The sequence below is a fragment of the Immundisolibacter sp. genome (assembly GCF_041601295.1).
Lineage (GTDB): Bacteria > Pseudomonadota > Gammaproteobacteria > Immundisolibacterales > Immundisolibacteraceae > Immundisolibacter.
The window spans coordinates 1-16,463 of record NZ_JBFIII010000069.1; the positions used below are offsets into that span (position 1 = coordinate 1).

The 16,463-nt window shown below is 62.2% G+C and carries 14 protein-coding genes and 3 tRNA genes; 8 read left to right on the forward strand and 9 right to left on the reverse strand.

All coding sequences use genetic code 11. From position 1 onward, the window contains the following. The 5 genes from ABZF37_RS09905 to ABZF37_RS09925 form a co-directional block, all read right to left on the reverse strand. Window positions 1–480: DUF3179 domain-containing (seleno)protein (locus ABZF37_RS09905; RefSeq protein WP_372719415.1), on the reverse strand; the 480-nt coding region annotated here is incomplete at its 3' end. Continuing rightward, window positions 480–1,535 carry a 2-oxoacid:ferredoxin oxidoreductase subunit beta gene (locus tag ABZF37_RS09910; RefSeq protein WP_372719417.1) on the reverse strand — a complete coding sequence of 352 codons (1,056 nt, stop codon included), beginning with the start codon at window positions 1,533–1,535 and terminating at the stop codon, window positions 480–482. The genes ABZF37_RS09905 and ABZF37_RS09910, both read right to left, overlap by 1 nt. After that, window positions 1,532–3,361 carry a 2-oxoacid:acceptor oxidoreductase subunit alpha gene (locus ABZF37_RS09915; RefSeq protein ID WP_372719419.1) on the reverse strand — a complete coding sequence of 610 codons (1,830 nt, stop codon included), beginning with the start codon at window positions 3,359–3,361 and terminating at the stop codon, window positions 1,532–1,534. The genes ABZF37_RS09910 and ABZF37_RS09915 overlap by 4 nt, the downstream gene beginning before the upstream one ends. Then, a complete protein-coding gene (locus tag ABZF37_RS09920; RefSeq protein WP_372719421.1) occupies window positions 3,349–5,136 on the reverse strand; it encodes an FAD-dependent oxidoreductase in 1,788 nt (595 codons plus the stop codon). Before ABZF37_RS09920 ends, ABZF37_RS09915 begins: the two co-directional genes overlap by 13 nt. Before the next feature lie 266 nt (window positions 5,137–5,402). Beyond that, entirely contained in the window at window positions 5,403–6,296 is an 894-nt protein-coding gene (locus tag ABZF37_RS09925) for a transaldolase family protein (RefSeq protein ID WP_372719424.1), read from the reverse strand. A 164-nt stretch (window positions 6,297–6,460) separates the two neighbouring features. Here ABZF37_RS09925 and ABZF37_RS09930 point away from each other — a divergent pair, with 164 nt between their 5' ends. The 6 genes from ABZF37_RS09930 to ABZF37_RS09955 all read left to right on the forward strand — a co-directional run bounded on the left by ABZF37_RS09930 (window position 6,461) and on the right by ABZF37_RS09955 (window position 12,216). Continuing rightward, window positions 6,461–7,768: an aromatic ring-hydroxylating dioxygenase subunit alpha gene (locus tag ABZF37_RS09930; RefSeq protein WP_372719426.1), complete on the forward strand. Its 1,308-nt coding sequence runs from the start codon at window positions 6,461–6,463 to the stop codon at window positions 7,766–7,768. Between the two features lie 135 nt (window positions 7,769–7,903). Then, window positions 7,904–8,386: an aromatic-ring-hydroxylating dioxygenase subunit beta gene (locus ABZF37_RS09935; protein ID WP_372719428.1), complete on the forward strand. Its 483-nt coding sequence runs from the start codon at window positions 7,904–7,906 to the stop codon at window positions 8,384–8,386. A gap of 143 nt (window positions 8,387–8,529) precedes the next feature. Beyond that, a complete protein-coding gene (locus tag ABZF37_RS09940; protein ID WP_372719430.1) occupies window positions 8,530–9,441 on the forward strand; it encodes a VOC family protein in 912 nt (303 codons plus the stop codon). A gap of 36 nt (window positions 9,442–9,477) precedes the next feature. Next, window positions 9,478–10,215, forward strand: coding sequence for an SDR family NAD(P)-dependent oxidoreductase (locus ABZF37_RS09945; RefSeq protein ID WP_372719433.1), 738 nt, complete (start codon window positions 9,478–9,480; stop codon window positions 10,213–10,215). A gap of 185 nt (window positions 10,216–10,400) precedes the next feature. Next, complete coding sequence (locus ABZF37_RS09950; RefSeq protein WP_372719435.1) at window positions 10,401–10,895, forward strand: hypothetical protein; 495 nt, start codon at window positions 10,401–10,403, stop codon at window positions 10,893–10,895. 754 nt (window positions 10,896–11,649) lie between these two features. Continuing rightward, a complete protein-coding gene (locus ABZF37_RS09955; protein ID WP_372719437.1) occupies window positions 11,650–12,216 on the forward strand; it encodes a YceI family protein in 567 nt (188 codons plus the stop codon). 56 nt (window positions 12,217–12,272) lie between these two features. Here ABZF37_RS09955 and ABZF37_RS09960 read toward each other — a convergent pair whose 3' ends face one another. The 4 genes from ABZF37_RS09960 to gltX all read right to left on the reverse strand — a co-directional run bounded on the left by ABZF37_RS09960 (window position 12,273) and on the right by gltX (window position 14,949). Continuing rightward, on the reverse strand, window positions 12,273–13,163 hold the full coding sequence (locus ABZF37_RS09960; RefSeq protein ID WP_372719439.1) for a VOC family protein: 891 nt from the start codon (window positions 13,161–13,163) through the stop codon (window positions 12,273–12,275). Between the two features lie 131 nt (window positions 13,164–13,294). Then, window positions 13,295–13,370, reverse strand: a tRNA-Glu gene (locus ABZF37_RS09965). Window positions 13,371–13,416: 46 nt separating this feature from the next. Next, window positions 13,417–13,492: transfer RNA gene (locus ABZF37_RS09970), tRNA-Ala, on the reverse strand. Window positions 13,493–13,533: 41 nt separating this feature from the next. Beyond that, window positions 13,534–14,949: a glutamate--tRNA ligase gene (gene gltX / locus ABZF37_RS09975; protein WP_372719441.1), complete on the reverse strand. Its 1,416-nt coding sequence runs from the start codon at window positions 14,947–14,949 to the stop codon at window positions 13,534–13,536. A gap of 107 nt (window positions 14,950–15,056) precedes the next feature. Between gltX and ABZF37_RS09980 the strand changes: the two genes are divergently transcribed. Together ABZF37_RS09980 and ABZF37_RS09985 are read left to right on the forward strand one after the other, a co-directional pair. Next, window positions 15,057–15,131 (forward strand) — tRNA-Val (locus tag ABZF37_RS09980). A gap of 142 nt (window positions 15,132–15,273) precedes the next feature. Continuing rightward, window positions 15,274–16,332: a 3-deoxy-7-phosphoheptulonate synthase gene (locus ABZF37_RS09985; RefSeq protein WP_372719443.1), complete on the forward strand. Its 1,059-nt coding sequence runs from the start codon at window positions 15,274–15,276 to the stop codon at window positions 16,330–16,332. The last annotated feature ends 131 nt before the right edge of the window (window positions 16,333–16,463 follow it).

Here is a 16,463-nt window from a genome sequence, read left to right on the forward strand (position 1 = left end):
CTCGACCGGCAGCCACAGCGATTCACTGCCCTGATCGAACGCCAGCGTGCCACTGTTATACAGAAGCCCGGATACGCCAAACTCCACCGCCTGTCCGTCAAGGCTGGCGCGGTAACTTGCCACCGCGCCGCTGAGTGGGCTGTAGACGATGACGAATGGCTGCCCGCCGATGCGATCGTTGACCACCTCGTGCCAGACCAACACAGCGCGCGGATAAGCCCGTGCCAGGCCATTGATGACCACTCCGACCACCCGTTCCTCGAAGCCCATGCTGACTTCGCCCACCGGCTTGAACTTCGGTGCGGTCAGGGCAGGAATGCCGTTGCGCGGCTGGCCCCCGTGCACGAGGCCGGCCGGGGGCAAAGCCAGATTCGAAACATCGAAGCCGTTCCAGTCCTCGGCACCGGCATCGGCTCGCGCGACGGTGCCCAGTGCCAGCAGCAGGCCGGCCGCGAGCCACCGCCCGGCCGTTCGGCGCATTACCGAAGAGCCGCGTTGATGGCGTCCAGCGCCGCCGCGCCAGGGCAAAGGTTTTGCATGGGCAGCCGGTTGAGTGCCGTGGTATCCGTGCCTAGCATGTCGTGCATCTCCATCGGCTCGGCATCCAGGTACAGCAACCCGGTGGGTATGGCGCCGTCGGTCTGCTGGCGTTGCAGGTAGTTCATGGCACCCGCCCGGTCGTACGGGTCGTAATCCGGCGCCAGCTTTCTCAGGTGCAGGGTCGAGCCATCGTGCAGGGTCACGGCCACCCGTTCGCCGGGTGCATAGGCCGTGGTGATCTCCTGCGCAAGCGGCACGAAGTCGGCGGCCACCAGCGGCCGTTCATGGCGGCGGATGTGGCTGTAGCTCTTGGTCGAGGCTTCGTGGTTGTTGAAGGTGACGCAGGGCGAGATGACATCAATGAAGGCGAAGCCCGGGTACGCAATGGCCGCCTTCAGCAGCGGTACCAGCTGCTCCTTGTCGCCAGAGAAGCTGCGTGCGACAAAGCCGGCGCCCATCTGCAGCGCCAGTTGCACCAGGTCGATGGAAGGATACGCGTTGGCCTTGCCGGCCTTGTTCTTGGATCCGGGATCCGTGGTGGCCGAGAACTGCCCCTTGGTCAGGCCGTAGGTGCCGTTGTTCTCGACCATGTAGAGCATGTTCACGCCGCGCCGGATGGCGTGGATGAACTGCCCGATGCCTATGGAGGCGGTGTCGCCGTCCCCGGATACGCCGATATAGACCAGTTCGCGGTTGGCGGCGCTGGCGCCGGATGCGATGGACGGCATGCGGCCGTGCACGGAGTTGAAGCCGTGTGCCGGTCCAAGGAAGTAGGTGGGTGTCTTGGACGAGCATCCGATGCCCGACAGTTTGCCGACCCGGTGCGGCGGCAGATCGAGTTCGAAGCAGGCCTGGATCAGCGCCGCGCTGACCGAGTCGTGGCCGCAGCCGGCGCACAGCGTGGACAGCGATCCCTCGTAATCGCGGCGGGTCAGGCCCAGCGCGTTCTTGGGCAACTGCGGGTGGTGGATCTTGGGTTTCGGCAGGTAGCTCACGCGGAGGCTCCCATGGCGAGTGCGCGCACCGGTTCGAGGTGTGCGCCGATGCTGCGAACAAGAAAATCGGCCGTGACCGGCATGCCGTCGTAGTTGAGCACGGGTACCAGCTTGGCCGGATTGAGGTTGCCCTCGATCAGCAACAGGGCGCGCAGTTGGCCATCGCGATTCTGCTCGACCACGAACACGGTGTCGTGGCCGGCGATGAAGTCATGCACCTGTTGCGTGAACGGGAAGGCACGCAGCCGCAGCGCGTCCAGTTCCATGCCCTGTGCCGACAGCGCGTCCAGTGCCTCGGGCATGACTTCGGCGCTGGTGCCGAAATACAGCACACCGCTGCTGGAGCCGGGTTGGCGCTCGACGATGGCGTCCGGCACCAGGGTTGCCGCGGTGTCGAACTTGCGGCGCAGGCGATCCACATTGTCCTGGTACTTGGCGCCGTCCTCGGTGTAGGCACCCAGGCGGTCGTGTCCGGAACCGCGGGTGAAGAAGGCCCCTTTGTCCGGGTGGGTGCCGGGCAAAGTGCGGTAGGGGATTGCATCGCCGTCGACGTCGAGATAGCGGTAGAACTGGACGCCATCATCGAGCTGCTGGGTGGTCAGCACCTTGCCGCGATCCGGGACATAGCTGTCTTCCCAGGTCAGTGGCTCGGACAGCCAGTCGTTCATCCCCAGGTCAAGATCGCTCATCACCAGCACTGGCGTTTGCAGGCGTTCGGCCAGATCAAACGCCTGCACCGACAACTCGAAGCATTCCTTGGGCGAAGCCGGGAACAGCAGCACGTGCTTGGTGTCCCCATGCGAGGCGTAGGCCGACGACAGCAAATCAGGCTGCTGGGTGCGGGTCGGCATTCCGGTGGACGGCCCGCAGCGCTGAATGTCGAACAACACCACCGGGATTTCCGCGTAGTAGGCCAGCCCCAGGAATTCGGTCATCAGGGACACGCCGGGGCCGCTGGTGGCGGTAAACGACCGCGCACCGTTCCAGGCTGCGCCGACCACCATGCCGATGGCGGCGAGCTCGTCTTCCGCCTGCAGGATGGCGTAACGCTTGCTGCCGTCCGGGTTGACGCGAAACTCCTCGCAATAGGCGCTGAACGCATCCACCAGCGAGGTGGAGGGTGTGATCGGATACCAGGCGGCAACCGTCGCACCGGCGTACACGCAGCCCAGGCCCGCCGCCGAGTTGCCGTCCATGAGGATGCGATCGCCGATCGCGTCGCGTCGCTCGGCGTGCATGGGCAGCGGGCAGGCAAAGCGCTCCGTGGCCGCTGCATGGCCCAACTGAAAGGCCTTGATGTTGGGCGGGATCAGTTTTTCCTTACCCTGGAACTGCTCGCCGATCATCTGTTCGACCACTTCCGGCTCGATGTTCAGCAACGCCGACAGCACGCCGACGTAAACGATATTCTTGAACAGCAGGCGCTGGCGCGGATTGGCGAACTCGCGCGTCACCAGTTCGGTCAGCGGCACGTCCAGGAAGTTGATGTCACTGCGGCGCAACTCGGGCGCCAGGGGCTTGGACGAGTCGTACAACAGGTAGCCGCCCGGTTCCACGCTGCGCACGTCCTCGGCGAAGGTCTGGCCATTCATCGCCACCATCAGGTCCACCGTGCCGCGGCGACCGGTGTAGCCGGCTTCGCTGACGCGGATTTCGAACCAGGTGGGCAGGCCCTGGATGTTGGACGGGAAGATGTTCTTTGGCCCGACCGGCAGGCCCATGCGAAATAGCGCCCGCGCCACCAGACCATTGGCACTGGCCGAGCCGGTGCCGTTGACGTTGGCGAAGCGCAGGACGAATTCGTTGACCTTGGCTAGACGTGACATGTGCCACCTGCTTGCGGGAGTTTGATGGAGGATTTCTGCATGTCCCAGGCGCCGGTTGGGCACCGTTCGGCACAGAAGCCGCAGTGCAGGCACACATCCTCGTCCTTGACCATGACCCGCCCGGTCGGCACCGGGTCGGACACGTACAGCGGCTGGTCCAGGTTGGTCGCTGGCGCCAGCAGCCGCGTGCGCAGGTCCGATTCCTCGCCGTTGCTGGTGAAGGTGATGCAGTCTTCCGGGCAGATGTCGACGCAGGCGTCGCACTCGATGCACAGGCTCTCGGTGAACACGGTCTGCACGTCGCAATTAAGGCAACGGGCGGCTTCCTTGTAGGCCAGCTCGACGTCGAAGCCCAGTTCCACTTCGATCTTGATGTTCTTGAGTGTCTTGAACTTGTCGGCGTGGGGCACGGCAAAGCGCCCGGCGGCCGAGAAGTCGTTGCCGTAGCTCCAGTCGTGCATACCCATCTTCTGGCTGACCAGGGTCACTCCCACCGCTGGCCGGTCGGTCTTCAGATCACCACCCTGGCACAGCAGGTCGATGGAGATCGCCGCGGCATGGCCGTGCGCCACGGCCCAGATAATATTCTTGGGACCCAAGGCTGCGTCGCCACCGAAAAACACCTGCGGGTGGGTCGACTGCAAGGTGTCCGGGTCGAGCTTGGGCATGTCCGCCTGGTCGAACTCGATGCCGATGTCGCGTTCGATCCACGGGAACGCATTTTCCTGGCCGATGGCCATCAGCACGTCATCGCAGGGGATCAGCACCGGCGCCTCGCCGGTCGGCAGCAGCGTGCGTCGGCCGCGTTGGTCATACTCGGCGCGCATTTTCTCGAACCAGACCCCGGTCAGGCGGCCGTTTTCGAGCTCGAAGGACTTCGGCGCGTGGTAGTCCAGGATCGGAATGCCCTCGTGTGCGGCGTCTTCTTTTTCCCACGGCGAGGCTTTCATCTCGTCAAAGCCACTGCGCACGGTCACCGTGACTTGCTCGCCACCCAGGCGTAGCGCCGTGCGGCAGCAATCCATGGCCGTGTTGCCGCCGCCGATCACCACCACCCGCTTGCCGATTTTATTGACGTGTTCGAAGGCGACCGAGGCCAGCCAGTCGATGCCGATGTGAATATTGGCGCGGGCTTCCTGACGGCCAGGAATTTCGAGGTCCCGCCCGTTTGGGGCCCCGGAGCCGACGAATACGGCATCGAAACCCTGCTTTAGCAACCAGCCCATGCTCTGTACAGGTTGCCCAAAGCGGCATTCCACGCCCATGTTGAGAATGCAGTCAACTTCCTCATCCAGTACCGATTCGGGCAACCGGAAGGCCGGAATCTGGCTGCGCATGGCGCCGCCACCGCGTGGTTCTTTTTCGTACAGCACCACCTCATAGCCGAGCGGTATCAGGTCGCGCGCCACCGCCAGCGAAGCGGGGCCGGCGCCCACCAAGGCAATGCGTTTGCCATTCTTGTCAGTGGGGATGGCTGGCAAATAGGGCGTTATGTCGTCCTTCAGATCGGCCGCGACGCGCTTCAGGCGGCAGATCGCGACCGGCTTGTCTTCCACACGGCCGCGGCGACAGGCCGGCTCGCATGGCCGATCGCAGGTGCGCCCGAGGACGCCCGGGAACACGTTCGAGTACCAGTTCAGCATATACGAGTCGGTGTAGCGCCCGGCGGAGATCAGCCGTATGTATTCGGGCACGTTGGTATGGGCCGGACAGGCCCACTGACAGTCGACTACTTTATGAAAATGTTGCGGATCGGCTATATCGGTTTTTTTCAATGACGGAGCCCGTGGGCACGGCAAGGTTGGGGGGAGAGCGTCAGCCTAGACAGAAAATCCCCCTATTGAACCACAAGCATCCCCACTGGCGCAGCGCAGCGGCAATTTTCATCCGCTGGGTTGACGGAAAACGCTGCAATATGCGGGGCTTCCCGCGGTGGCCGGGATGGCCCGTCGCCACGCGCGGGATTGCGTCGGCAAAGCTTCGACCGATACGACAGTGCGTCCGTGCGCTGCGCGAGCCGCTGAATGCAGTCAGCGGCTCCTTAGCGACTGAACACCTCGGCATCGGCGCAAAACGCCTGCATGCCCAGATCGGTCAGCGGGTGGTCGGCCACACCGGCCAGTATCGCGGCTGGCACGGTCAGGATGTCGGCACCGGCGAGCAGCATTTCGGTCAGCTGTGCAGGGTTGCGGATGCTGGCCGCCAGCACTTCGGTGCGGATGTCGTAGTGGGCGAACACCGTGACGATTTCCTGTACCAGCCGCGAGCCGGAGTCCTGCCGCGAGCCGCCGCAGGCGACGTATTCGGTGTTGTGAAAACGCGCCTCCCGGCCGGTCTGGTACAGCGAGTTGCCCGGTGAGCCCAGCTCGTCGTCGTGCTTGGCCAGGTAATCCGCTACCCGACCCAGGAACGGACTCACGCAACTGGCGCCCGCGTTGGCGGCCCAGAACGCCTGCGTGGTGTTGAACACCAGTGTGGCGTTGGTGTGGATGCGTTGCTGCCACAGTTCGCGGATCACCTTGAGCCCGGTGAGCGGATCGGCATTCGTGTCGACCGTCCGGTAGCCGCCGACCGGTACCTTGATGACCGCATTGCTACCGAGCGCCGCCAGCTCCTGTGCCTGCGCCAGCATGGCCTCGGGCGTCAGCGCGGTCAGCTCCAGGCTGACCGGGTTGGGGGCCAGCAAGATCAGAATCTCGGTTAGCATTTCCTTGGCCTGCTGCCAGGAGTTGGCGCCGGCTTTCTTGACCAGGGTCGGATTGGTGGTCACGCCGTTGATGATGCCGGCCCGGTACAGCGGCTCGATGTCGCGGATATTGGCGCTGTCGGCGAAGATACGCGGCGCCGCGCGGGCCGGGTGGCGTTGGTCATGGGTCAGCGGCATGCCGCGTCGGCGTTGCTGGATGGCGGGGCTGAACTGGGCGGGATTGAACATGATGGGTTCCTGGGCGGGGACGCCCGATTCTAACCAACGCCGGTTTTTGCTGTTCGACGTCGGGTGGGTGTGTGAAGCTGGAGTATCCGTCAGTGCCCAGAGACGATTAAAGTAAACGATCGATAGGCCGGCGTGAGGCGTTGGCGTAAAACCGGAGACATCTCATGAACAAACCCCGCGATGCCGGCCTAAGTGACACGCATTTCATCCGTATCGACCCGGAGCGGTGCGAATTTCTGGTGCCGCGCTGGGCATTTACAGACCAGGCCGTGCTGGACAAGGAGCGCGCAGAAATCTTCAGTCGCTGCTGGCTCTACGTCGGCCATGCGTCGGAAATACCCAAGCCCGGCGACTTCGTGGTCCGCAAGGTCGGCGGCCGGCAGCTTTTCCTGTGGCGTGGCGAGGACGACCAGCCGCGGGTCTACTTCAATACCTGCACGCATCGCGGCGCCATCGTGTGTCGCGAGAGGCAGGGCAACGCCAAGCGTCTGACCTGCCCCTACCACGGCTGGACCTACGACACCCGTGGCGGCATGGTCGAGCAGCCAGGTGCCAGCGGTTTTCCCGACGATTTCTTCGCCAACGGCGCCAAGGATCTGAAGTCACCGGCCAAGGTCGACAGTTATCGCGATTTCGTGTTCGTGAACTTCGATCCGGAGGCCGTGGACCTGAAAACTTACCTCGCCGGTGCTGCCGAGTACCTGGACGTGGTGGCCGATCAGGGCGAGCACGGCATGGAAGTGACCCCCGGCGAGCAGGCCTACTCCATGCGTGCAAACTGGAAATTGCTGTACGAGAACAGCGCCGATGGCTACCACGCCATCACCGCCCACGCGTCCTATTTCGATTACCTGCGCGCCACGGTCGGCGTGTTCCGTGAGGATTTCAATCCCCACGAGGTTGGTGGCGGCGGCAAGAGCCTGGGCAATGGCCACGCGGTTATCGAGTACCAGGCGCCCTGGGGCCGGCCGGTGGCTCAGTGGGTGCCGCAATGGGGCGAGTCGGGCAAGGAGGAGGTCGGTCGGGTCAAGGCGGAACTTGCCAGCCGACTGGGCGAGCAGCGGGCGGACCGCATCGCCAACTGGAACCGCAACATCCTGATATTTCCGAACCTCATCATCAACGACATCATGGGGCTGACCATTCGCACCTTCCAGCCAATCAACCCGGGCTATCTGGAAGTGACCGCCTGGTCACTGGCGCCGCGTGGTGAGCATCAGGAAATGCGCGCCTGGCGGCAGTACAACTTCAACGAGTTCCTGGGCCCGGCCGGCTTCGCCACGCCGGACGATGTGGAAATGCTCGAACTGTGCCAGCAGGCCTACCAGAACATGCCGGAAGTCGGCTGGAACGATATTTCCAAGGGCATGAACCGACCGGACAACAACCAGGGCGACGATGAGGTGCAGATGCGCTCGTTCTGGATTCGCTGGGACGAACTCATGGGCGCTGCCCGGCACGAGAAAGTCTGAATAAGCCCAACCTGGACTTCTCAGACCACGGAGTCCGAAAGGCGTGACTTTCGAATTCCTTCAACTCGACGTCTGGAAGACGTCGAGTTGGTGGCACATCCCTGTGCCACGGATCACGCTAAACACGGGGGAATTATGAGCATGTTGACCCGGGCCGAGGTCGAGGACTTCCTCTACCACGAAGCGGCCCTGCTGGACGAATGGAAGACCATGGAGTGGGCCGAGCTGTTCACCGAGGATGGCGAATACCTGGTGCCGCCCATGGAATTGCCCAATGCCGACAAGAACGAGGCCCTGTTCATCATCAACGACGACCACCACCGCCTGGTGCAGCGCGCCAAGCGGCTCACGCGGCGTACCGCGCACGTTGAATTCCCGCACTCCAAGGTGCGCCACGCCATTCACAATGTGCGCATCCTGGAGCAGGACGAATCCAGCCTGTCGGTGGCGACCAACCAGGTGGTCTATCGCGCCAAGCGGCAGAACCTGGATACCTTCGTCTGTCACGTGGTGTACCGGCTGGCGCGCACCACCGACGGCCTGCGCATCCGCAGCAAACGGGTGATGCTGGACATCGACGGTCTGCGCCCGCACGGCATGATCAGCGCCATTCTTTAAAAGGAAGCGCCAAACAAGCCCTTCGACAGGCTCAGGACGAGCGGTACCTTACTGACTGCGTTCGTTGTGAGCTTGTCGAACCATGAACGCCAGCCATTTGGTCAGGGCTCCTTTAGACACGGACCTAACGCGAGGAGAAACCCATGTTCCGTTACAAAAAGCTCGGCTACGTCGCCCTGAACGTGAGCGATATGGCCAGATCGGTGCCGTTCTATCGCGACCTGGTCGGCTTGCAGCTGAACGAACAGGTCGACAGCGGTCCGGCGTTTTTTTCCTGCAGCGCCGATCATCACAACGTGGTGCTGTACGAGGGCGGCGAGCCGGGCCTGAAACGCGTCGGCTGGGAAATGGAGCAGCCCGAGGAACTCGATCACCTGTTCGCGCACTTGCAAAAGGTTGGCCTGAATCCGGTCGAACTGCCGGCCGACGAATGCCGCGCCCTGCGCCAGCAGCGCACCATCCGCATAAAGGAGCCGTTCAGCGGGCTGACCTTCGAGTTCTACGAAGGCCAGCTCGAGCACGGCAGCACCTACACGCCGACCGTCACCAAGATCGCCCGCCTGGGACATGTGGTGCTCAATCTGGATCGCTGGCCGGAGGCGGTCAGGTTCTTCAAGGAAACGCTCAACTTCCGAATCTCGGATTACGTCGACGGCTTCATCGCCTTCACACGTTGCTTTCCGAATCCGTATCACCACTCGCTGGGCATCGGTAACGCTGCGGCCACGCGCAAGGAGCCGGGTCTGAATCACGTCAACTTCATGGTCACCGACATCGACGACATCGGTTGCGCGCTGACACGCATCAAACGCAACGACGTGCCGATTGTCTACGGCCCCGGCCGCCACCCGCCGTCGGGCAGCATCTTCCTGTACTTCCTGGACCCGGACGGCATGACCCTGGAGTACAGCTTTGGCATGGAAGAGTTTCCCGAGGAACGGCCGCGCAAGGCGCGCGTGCTGGAGGCCCGGCCCGAATCGCTCGACTACTGGGGCAACGTGCCCGACCCGCGGTTTGCATCGACCGGGCGCTTCGAGCCTGCGAGCGAGGGCTGACCGATGGGCCCGCAAACTGGCCTGCATGGAGGCCGCGTGGCCATCGTCAGCGGCGCCGCCCGGGGCATTGGCCGCGCCATTGCCCGCGAACTGGCGCGTGAGGGCGCCGATCTGCTGCTGGCCGACATGGATGGCGAAACCTTGAAGGCCACTGCCGCTGCCATCGGCGCCGAATACGGCGTGCGTACCGCCTGCCACGTGGCCGATCTTGCCAGCGAGGAGGCCAATCAGGCCATGGTGGATGCCGCGCTGGCGGCCTTCGGGCGCATCGACATCCTGGTCAACAACGCCGGTGGCGGCGTGATCAAGCCGTTTCTGGAGCACACGCCAGAAACGCTACACACCACCATCAATCGCAACCTGTGGACCGTGCTGTGGGCCTGCCGCGTGGCGTTGCCGGTCATGCTCAAGCAAGGCTACGGACGTGTCGTGAGCATCGGCGCCGATTCGGTGCGCAATGGCCTGTGGGACCACGCCGCCTACAACGCCGCCAAGGGCGGTGTGCATGGCCTGACCACCGGCCTGGCGCGCGAGTTCGCTGCCCAGGACATCACCTTCAATACCGTCGCGCCGTGCGCCGTGCGCACCGAGCAGGTCGATGAACTGATCCAGGCTTATCCGCAGATGTTCGACAAGTTCGTCAGCGTCATCCCGAAGGGCCGGCCCGGCGAAATGAACGAAATCGCGTCCGTGGTGAGCTTTCTTGCGTCGACGGCTGCTTCCTTTGTTACCGGGCAGGTGATTAGTGTTAATGGCGGGAGCACCATGTTATAAACCGCCGCGATGGCGTTCAGTGGTAGCTACTCAATGAGCGCTGTTTGCGCGCGTTGATCTAGGAGAGTGGTGCTCATGGGCCACTGGACGTTGTGCTTCCTTCTTTTGCGCATTCAACGCGGGTTTGTCCCCTCTCAGCGCATCAGGCGCATTCTAGACTTGTCAAAAAGATGGAGCTAGATCTGATGGACGACAAAAACCGGCGAGGGGTGGGTGACGGTCGGCGGTTAGACGATAGATGGACGCTAGGTAAGGCTCTGGCCGCAGGGTTCGTACGTTTGACAGGGTCCCCCACTGTAATCTTTTTGAAATGGGCTGGGCCGTGTCTTCCTATTTGGTTTGTAGGCGATTCTGTACTAAAAATCGTCCGAGAACTTAAGAACGCTAATACGAATGCGGATATTCAGATATTATTTTCAGGGTTAATTAGTTTTAATCCCAAAGGGGGATGCACGACAACTGGCTTGTGCATTTACCCGGGCCTGTTTTTATTCTGGTCAGTTGCCTTGGCGCTAATTGTAATTGTCGCTCTTCTCTACGCGGTTCGACAGAAAAAATTACGTACTAAGGTAATTCATGATATGGGGATGAGGATTGAGTTATTGGAAAGATACTTCGATCCTCGACGCAGCTCTAGTGGATTGACTAATACGGGTGAAACAAATCCGGGGGACGAGTGATGATTTATTCTCATTTGATATGGGTGATCACAAGTTCTACGTTTCTTATTCTTTGGTTTATGTTTTTCACAATTCATAGAGATTTCCATATCGCACGAACACGCCACAGACTTTTTTTGATACGGTCTGAACTGTTCAACGCGGCACTCGAAGGCAAAATCGGCTTCCATGAACCAGCGTATAGGCTAGTCAGGGAGACGTTGAATGGGATGATACGGTTCACACATAACCTTTCTTTTTTACGTTTGATTGCTATTGTCGCTTTGAATCTCTACGCACATAAAAGATTATTTGAGCACTTTGATTCTGAGTTTCAGCACGCTTTTGATGAATTAACACTGGACCAAAGAAGTATGCTTCTCAAATTTATTGAAAAAGCACATACACAAATATTGCGACATCTTATGAGTGTCTCGATTTTTTGGATAATTTTTAAATTGGCAAGCATAATATACAGTTGGATGAATATGACTAGGTCGACACGACAGAGGGCTATGCGCGTTCGCCAGTGGCGTCGGTTCGATGCTGAAGCGGCATACGGTATTTCTTTTCAGGACAACGGTATCGATTCAATGATCCCGGATTTGGGTCAGTAAGCGTAGCTTGGATGGTGCGCAGGAATCCTGGATAGTTGACTGCCACCCCCGCATTCCGCTGCGTTCTACATGCGCTACGAAGGCTTGAGTCAACGGCGCCGGAAGCAGTCACCTAAAAGCGGACAAGCCTGCGCTGGTCATTCATAAGGAGATATTGGATGAAGACGCAACTCGCGGTCGCTCTATTCACCTCCGCTATTGCCATGCCGGCATTAGCGGTGGATTCGTACGCTATAGATCCGTACCACACCTGCCCCGTGTTCGAGATCGATCACCTCGGTTTCTCCATCCAGCGCGGTCGGTTCAACAAGGTTACGGGCAACATCCAGCTCGATCTTGCGGCGAGAGCCGGCGCAATCGATGTCACCATCGACTCCGCGTCCATCGACATGGGATTCGACGAATGGGACGAGCGCATGCGTTCAGACGAATTCTTCAACGTCGAAAAATTTCCGACCATGCGATTCAAGTCGGAAAAACTGGTTTTCGATGGCGACAAACTGGTCGGTGCCGAAGGCCAGTTCACTCTGCTTGGCGTGACCAAGCCGCTCACCCTCACCATCGGCGGCCTGCACTGCGCCGTGCATCCAATCAATAAAAAACCGCTGTGCGGCGCCAACGCCACGGCCGCCATCAAGCGCTCCGATTACGGCATGGTGAAATACCTGCCCGGCATCGGCGACCAGGTTAAATTGATAATTCCGGTCGAGGCGTTCAAGGATTAGCAAGCCGTAGGTGCGGCTCGCCACGGGTAAATGAGAGCGACCGCGCGGCTCACGCGTTAGGTCGCAGCCTCGGCCGGCGTCGGCACATGGTGGCCCCACAGGGTAAAGCGCGACAGGTGGCGTTGGCGCCAGTGCTCGTCCACGCGAAAGCCGTCGGTGCCGACTTCGTATTCGAAGCCGGACGGCGTGCGTCCGTAAAACGAATACACGCCCTCGGTGTGGCGACCGGGCATGTGCGTGATCTCGACACCGGCGCTACGCGTGCGGTCCCATGCCAGGCCGACCTCGTCGATGGTTGGCACGTGCACCTCGAAGTGCGCGATGCGCTTGATGGCAGGCACGCCGCCGGCCAGTGCAATTGAGTGGTGGCGCGGGTTGGAATACAGAAAAACGGCGGACAACACGATGCCAGCCCATTCCTCGGCGCCGGTGTCGGATACCGACATGCCGATGACGTCGGTGTAGAACGGCACCGCCGCTTCCAGATCCGGCATCACCAGGATCAGGTGACCCATGCCCATGTCGCCGGTGACGAAGCCACCGGGCTGCACCGGCGAGCCAAACGGTGTTGGGGACGTCTTCAGGCCCAGGCACAGTTCGAGCGGGTTGCCCCACGGGTCTTTGAAACGGACCAGATGATCGACGTGACGGGCGCGCAGTTCATCCGGCGTGCCGGTTTGTAGTTCGATACCAGCGGCGCGCAGTCGGGCGCACAGTGCGTCGAACTCGTCACGGTTGTAGGCCGCCAGCCCGACGGCGCACACGTCATCCGCGGGACCCTCGCGCACGAACATGCGTTGCGCGAACTCGTCCATGCGGTAGGCGCGCGAGCCGTCATTGTTTTCGCCGTTGGCGGTGAGGCCAACGACCTGGGTCAGCAGCCGGTCCCACGCTGCGGGGTCGGATACCTCAAATCCCAGGTAACCCAGTTCCAGTCTGGCCGTCATGCCGGTCCCTCCGTGCGTTTTGGGCGCTGTTACCGGCCAGGTACCCAGCGCTAACTGTGTCAGCACGATGCCACGAGGCCGGTGCGGCCATTGCTACGAGCGGCGTGCTGCTTGCCCGATAGTAAAGCTAATGGCGTCCCCAAGGGGATTCGAACCCCTGTTGCCGCCGTGAAAGGGCAGTGTCCTAGGCCTCTAGACGATGGGGACTTAACGGGAAACCGTGAGCGGGTGCGGTGCGCCCGCCGCGGGGGTTTGGTGGAGCCAGGCGGGATCGAACCGCCGACCTCAACACTGCCAGTGTTGCGCTCTCCCAGCTGAGCTATGGCCCCGTGCAAGGGGCGCGAACTTTACTGATTGCATCCGTCAAGTGTCAAGCTGTGCCGTGCGTTTCAAGCCAGCGCAGGGCCCGTTGCAAGCGTCCCAGCACGCGGCCGCGACCGATCAGCAGCAAAGTCGTGTCGATGGTGGGCGACACGGCGCTGCCGCAGAGCGCCACGCGCAGCGGCTGGGCCAGTTGTCCGAACTTCAGATGGCACTGCTCGGCGACGGTTTCCAGGGCCGCCTGCAAGGTCGACGCCGACCAATCCGTGAGTTGCTCAAGTTGGGTATACACGGCCAGCAATGGCTCGGCAGTCGCGGCGGTAAGGTGCTTGGCGGCGGCGGCCGGCTCGTAGCTTTCGAACTCGCGGTAAAACGGCAACGCCTTGTCGGCCATTTCGACCAGGGTCTTGCTGCGTTCGCGCAGCGCCAGTACCGCCTGGGTGAGCGGCGGTCCGTCGAGCGCCGGGTCCACCCCCAGACGGCCCAGAAACGGACCCAGGTGCCGGGCCACATGTTCGGGCGTGGAGGTCTTCAGGTAGTGCTGGTTCAGCCATAGCAGCTTGTCAGGATTGAACACCGCGGCGGCGCGGTTGACCCGCTCCACGTCGAACAGTGCCACCAGTTCGTCCAGCGTAAACACCTCCTGATCGCCATGCGACCAGCCCAGGCGCACCAGGTAGTTCAGCAGCGCCTCCGGGAGGTAGCCTTCCTCGCAGTACTGCATCACGCTGACGGCGCCGTGGCGTTTGGACAGGCGTTTGCCGTCGGCGCCCAGGATCATGGGTACGTGAGCGTATTGCGGCGTGTCGGCGCCGAGCGCGTGCAGGATATTGATCTGACGCGGCGTGTTGTTGAGGTGGTCGTCGCCGCGGATGACGCAGCTCACGCCCATGTCCATGTCGTCCACCACCACGGTGAAGTTGTAGGTCGGTGTGCCGTCGGTGCGCGCCAGTACCAGGTCGTCGAGTTCGCTGTTGCTGAACGCGACGCGACCGCGGATCAGGTCGTCCACCACCACGTCGCCGTCCTGCGGATTGCGAAAGCGGATCACCGACGGTGGGTTGCCCGGTGGCGGAGTCTGAAGGTGGCGGCAACGCCCGTCGTAGCGCGGCTTGTCCTTGCGGGCCATTTGCGCTTCGCGCATGGCGGTCAGTTCATCCTGGCTACAGTAGCAGCGGTAGGCGTGTCCGGCCGCCAGCATCTGGCCCAGCACCGCGTCATAGCGCTCAAAGCGTTCGGTCTGGTAGAACGGGCCCTCGTCGTAGCTCAGGCCCAGCCAGGTCATGCCCTCCAGGATGGCATTGACCGACTCCACGCTGGAGCGCTCGCGATCGGTGTCCTCGATGCGCAGGATGAAAGTGCCGCCGTGGTGTCGCGCGTACAGCCAGGCGAACAAAGCCGTGCGCGCGCCGCCGATGTGCAGGTAGCCGGTGGGGCTGGGCGCGAAACGGCTGCGGACGCTCATGGGAATCCTGGGACGGGCGGCGGGACGGTCTATTGTAGCGGTGCGGTCCGCTACGTTCCGGGTTTGACCGGGGGAGCCCCGGACCCTAAAATCCGCCGCCCTCAAGGGGGCGATTAGCTCAGCGGTAGAGCACTACCTTCACACGGTAGGGGTCGCTGGTTCGATCCCAGCATCGCCCACCATCTTGACGCGCCGAATGCGCCTGGCCCCGTGTCGGGTGTCTTGCATTTTGACGCCGGGACGGCGTTTAACGGTGCTTGCTCGCCAGCCGATACAATGTCCGCCCCCGCGATAGATTGTCGCGACAGCATTTACCGCCTTCCCATGGACAAGCTGACCAATATCAACGTCGCTGCGCAGCAGCTGATGCCCACGCCGGCCGAGGTGTGTGCCCGCCTACCCTTGACGCCGGCCGCCGAGCGCGCCGTGCTTGAAGGGCGCGCGGCCTTGCAAGCCATCCTGGACCGGCGTGACCCGCGCCGCTTCGTGGTGGTCGGGCCATGCTCCATTCACGATCTTGCGGCGGCCCGCGATTACGCCGGTCGCTTGCGCGCGCTGGCCGAGGAAGTGAAGGACACGCTGCTGGTGATCATGCGCGTTTACTTCGAGAAGCCGCGGACCTCCACCGGCTGGAAGGGCCTGATCAACGATCCGCGCATGGACGATTCCTTCCACATCGAAGAGGGCGTGTCCAAGGCGCGGGCGCTGTTGCTGGAGCTGGCCGAAATGGGCCTGCCGGCGGGTACCGAGGCGCTGGACCCGATCATGCCGCAGTACCTGCACGATCTGATCACCTGGACCGCGATTGGTGCCCGTACCACCGAATCGCAGACCCACCGCGAGATGTCCAGCGGCCTGTCCACGCCCGTGGGTTTCAAGAACGGTACCGACGGCGGTATCGAGATTGCGATCAACGCCATCAAGTCGGCGGCGCGCCCGCACAGCTTTCTGGGGATCAACCTGCAGGGCCAATCGGCGGTGATCCGAACCCGTGGCAATGCTTATGGCCATCTGGTACTGCGTGGTGGCCACGAGCGGCCCAACTATGACTCGGTGGCGGTGGCGCTGACCGAAGAGGCGCTGACCAAGGCCAGCCTGTCGCAAAACATCGTTGTCGATTGCAGCCACGCCAACTGCAGCAAGAAGCCCGAGCTGCAGGGCCTGGTGTTGGAAAACTGCGTCAACCAGATGCTGGAAGGCAATCGTTCCATCGTCGGCTTGATGCTGGAGAGCAACATCGAGGCCGGAAACCAGCCGATCCCCGAGGATCTGACGCAGCTGCGCTACGGCGTGTCGGTGACCGATCCGTGCATCGACTGGCCGACCACCGAATCCTTGCTGCGCGCGGCGCACCGCAAACTGTCGGCGGCCCTATCCGCGTGACCGCGGTCATGCGCGTCGGCGTGTTGGCTTGCCCGGTTGTGCCTGACGACTGACAATCCAGTGACGATAACAATCGCCGGAGCCACTTGATGCCCGGCCCACTGGAGGAGAACAGGGATGGGCATTCGCAC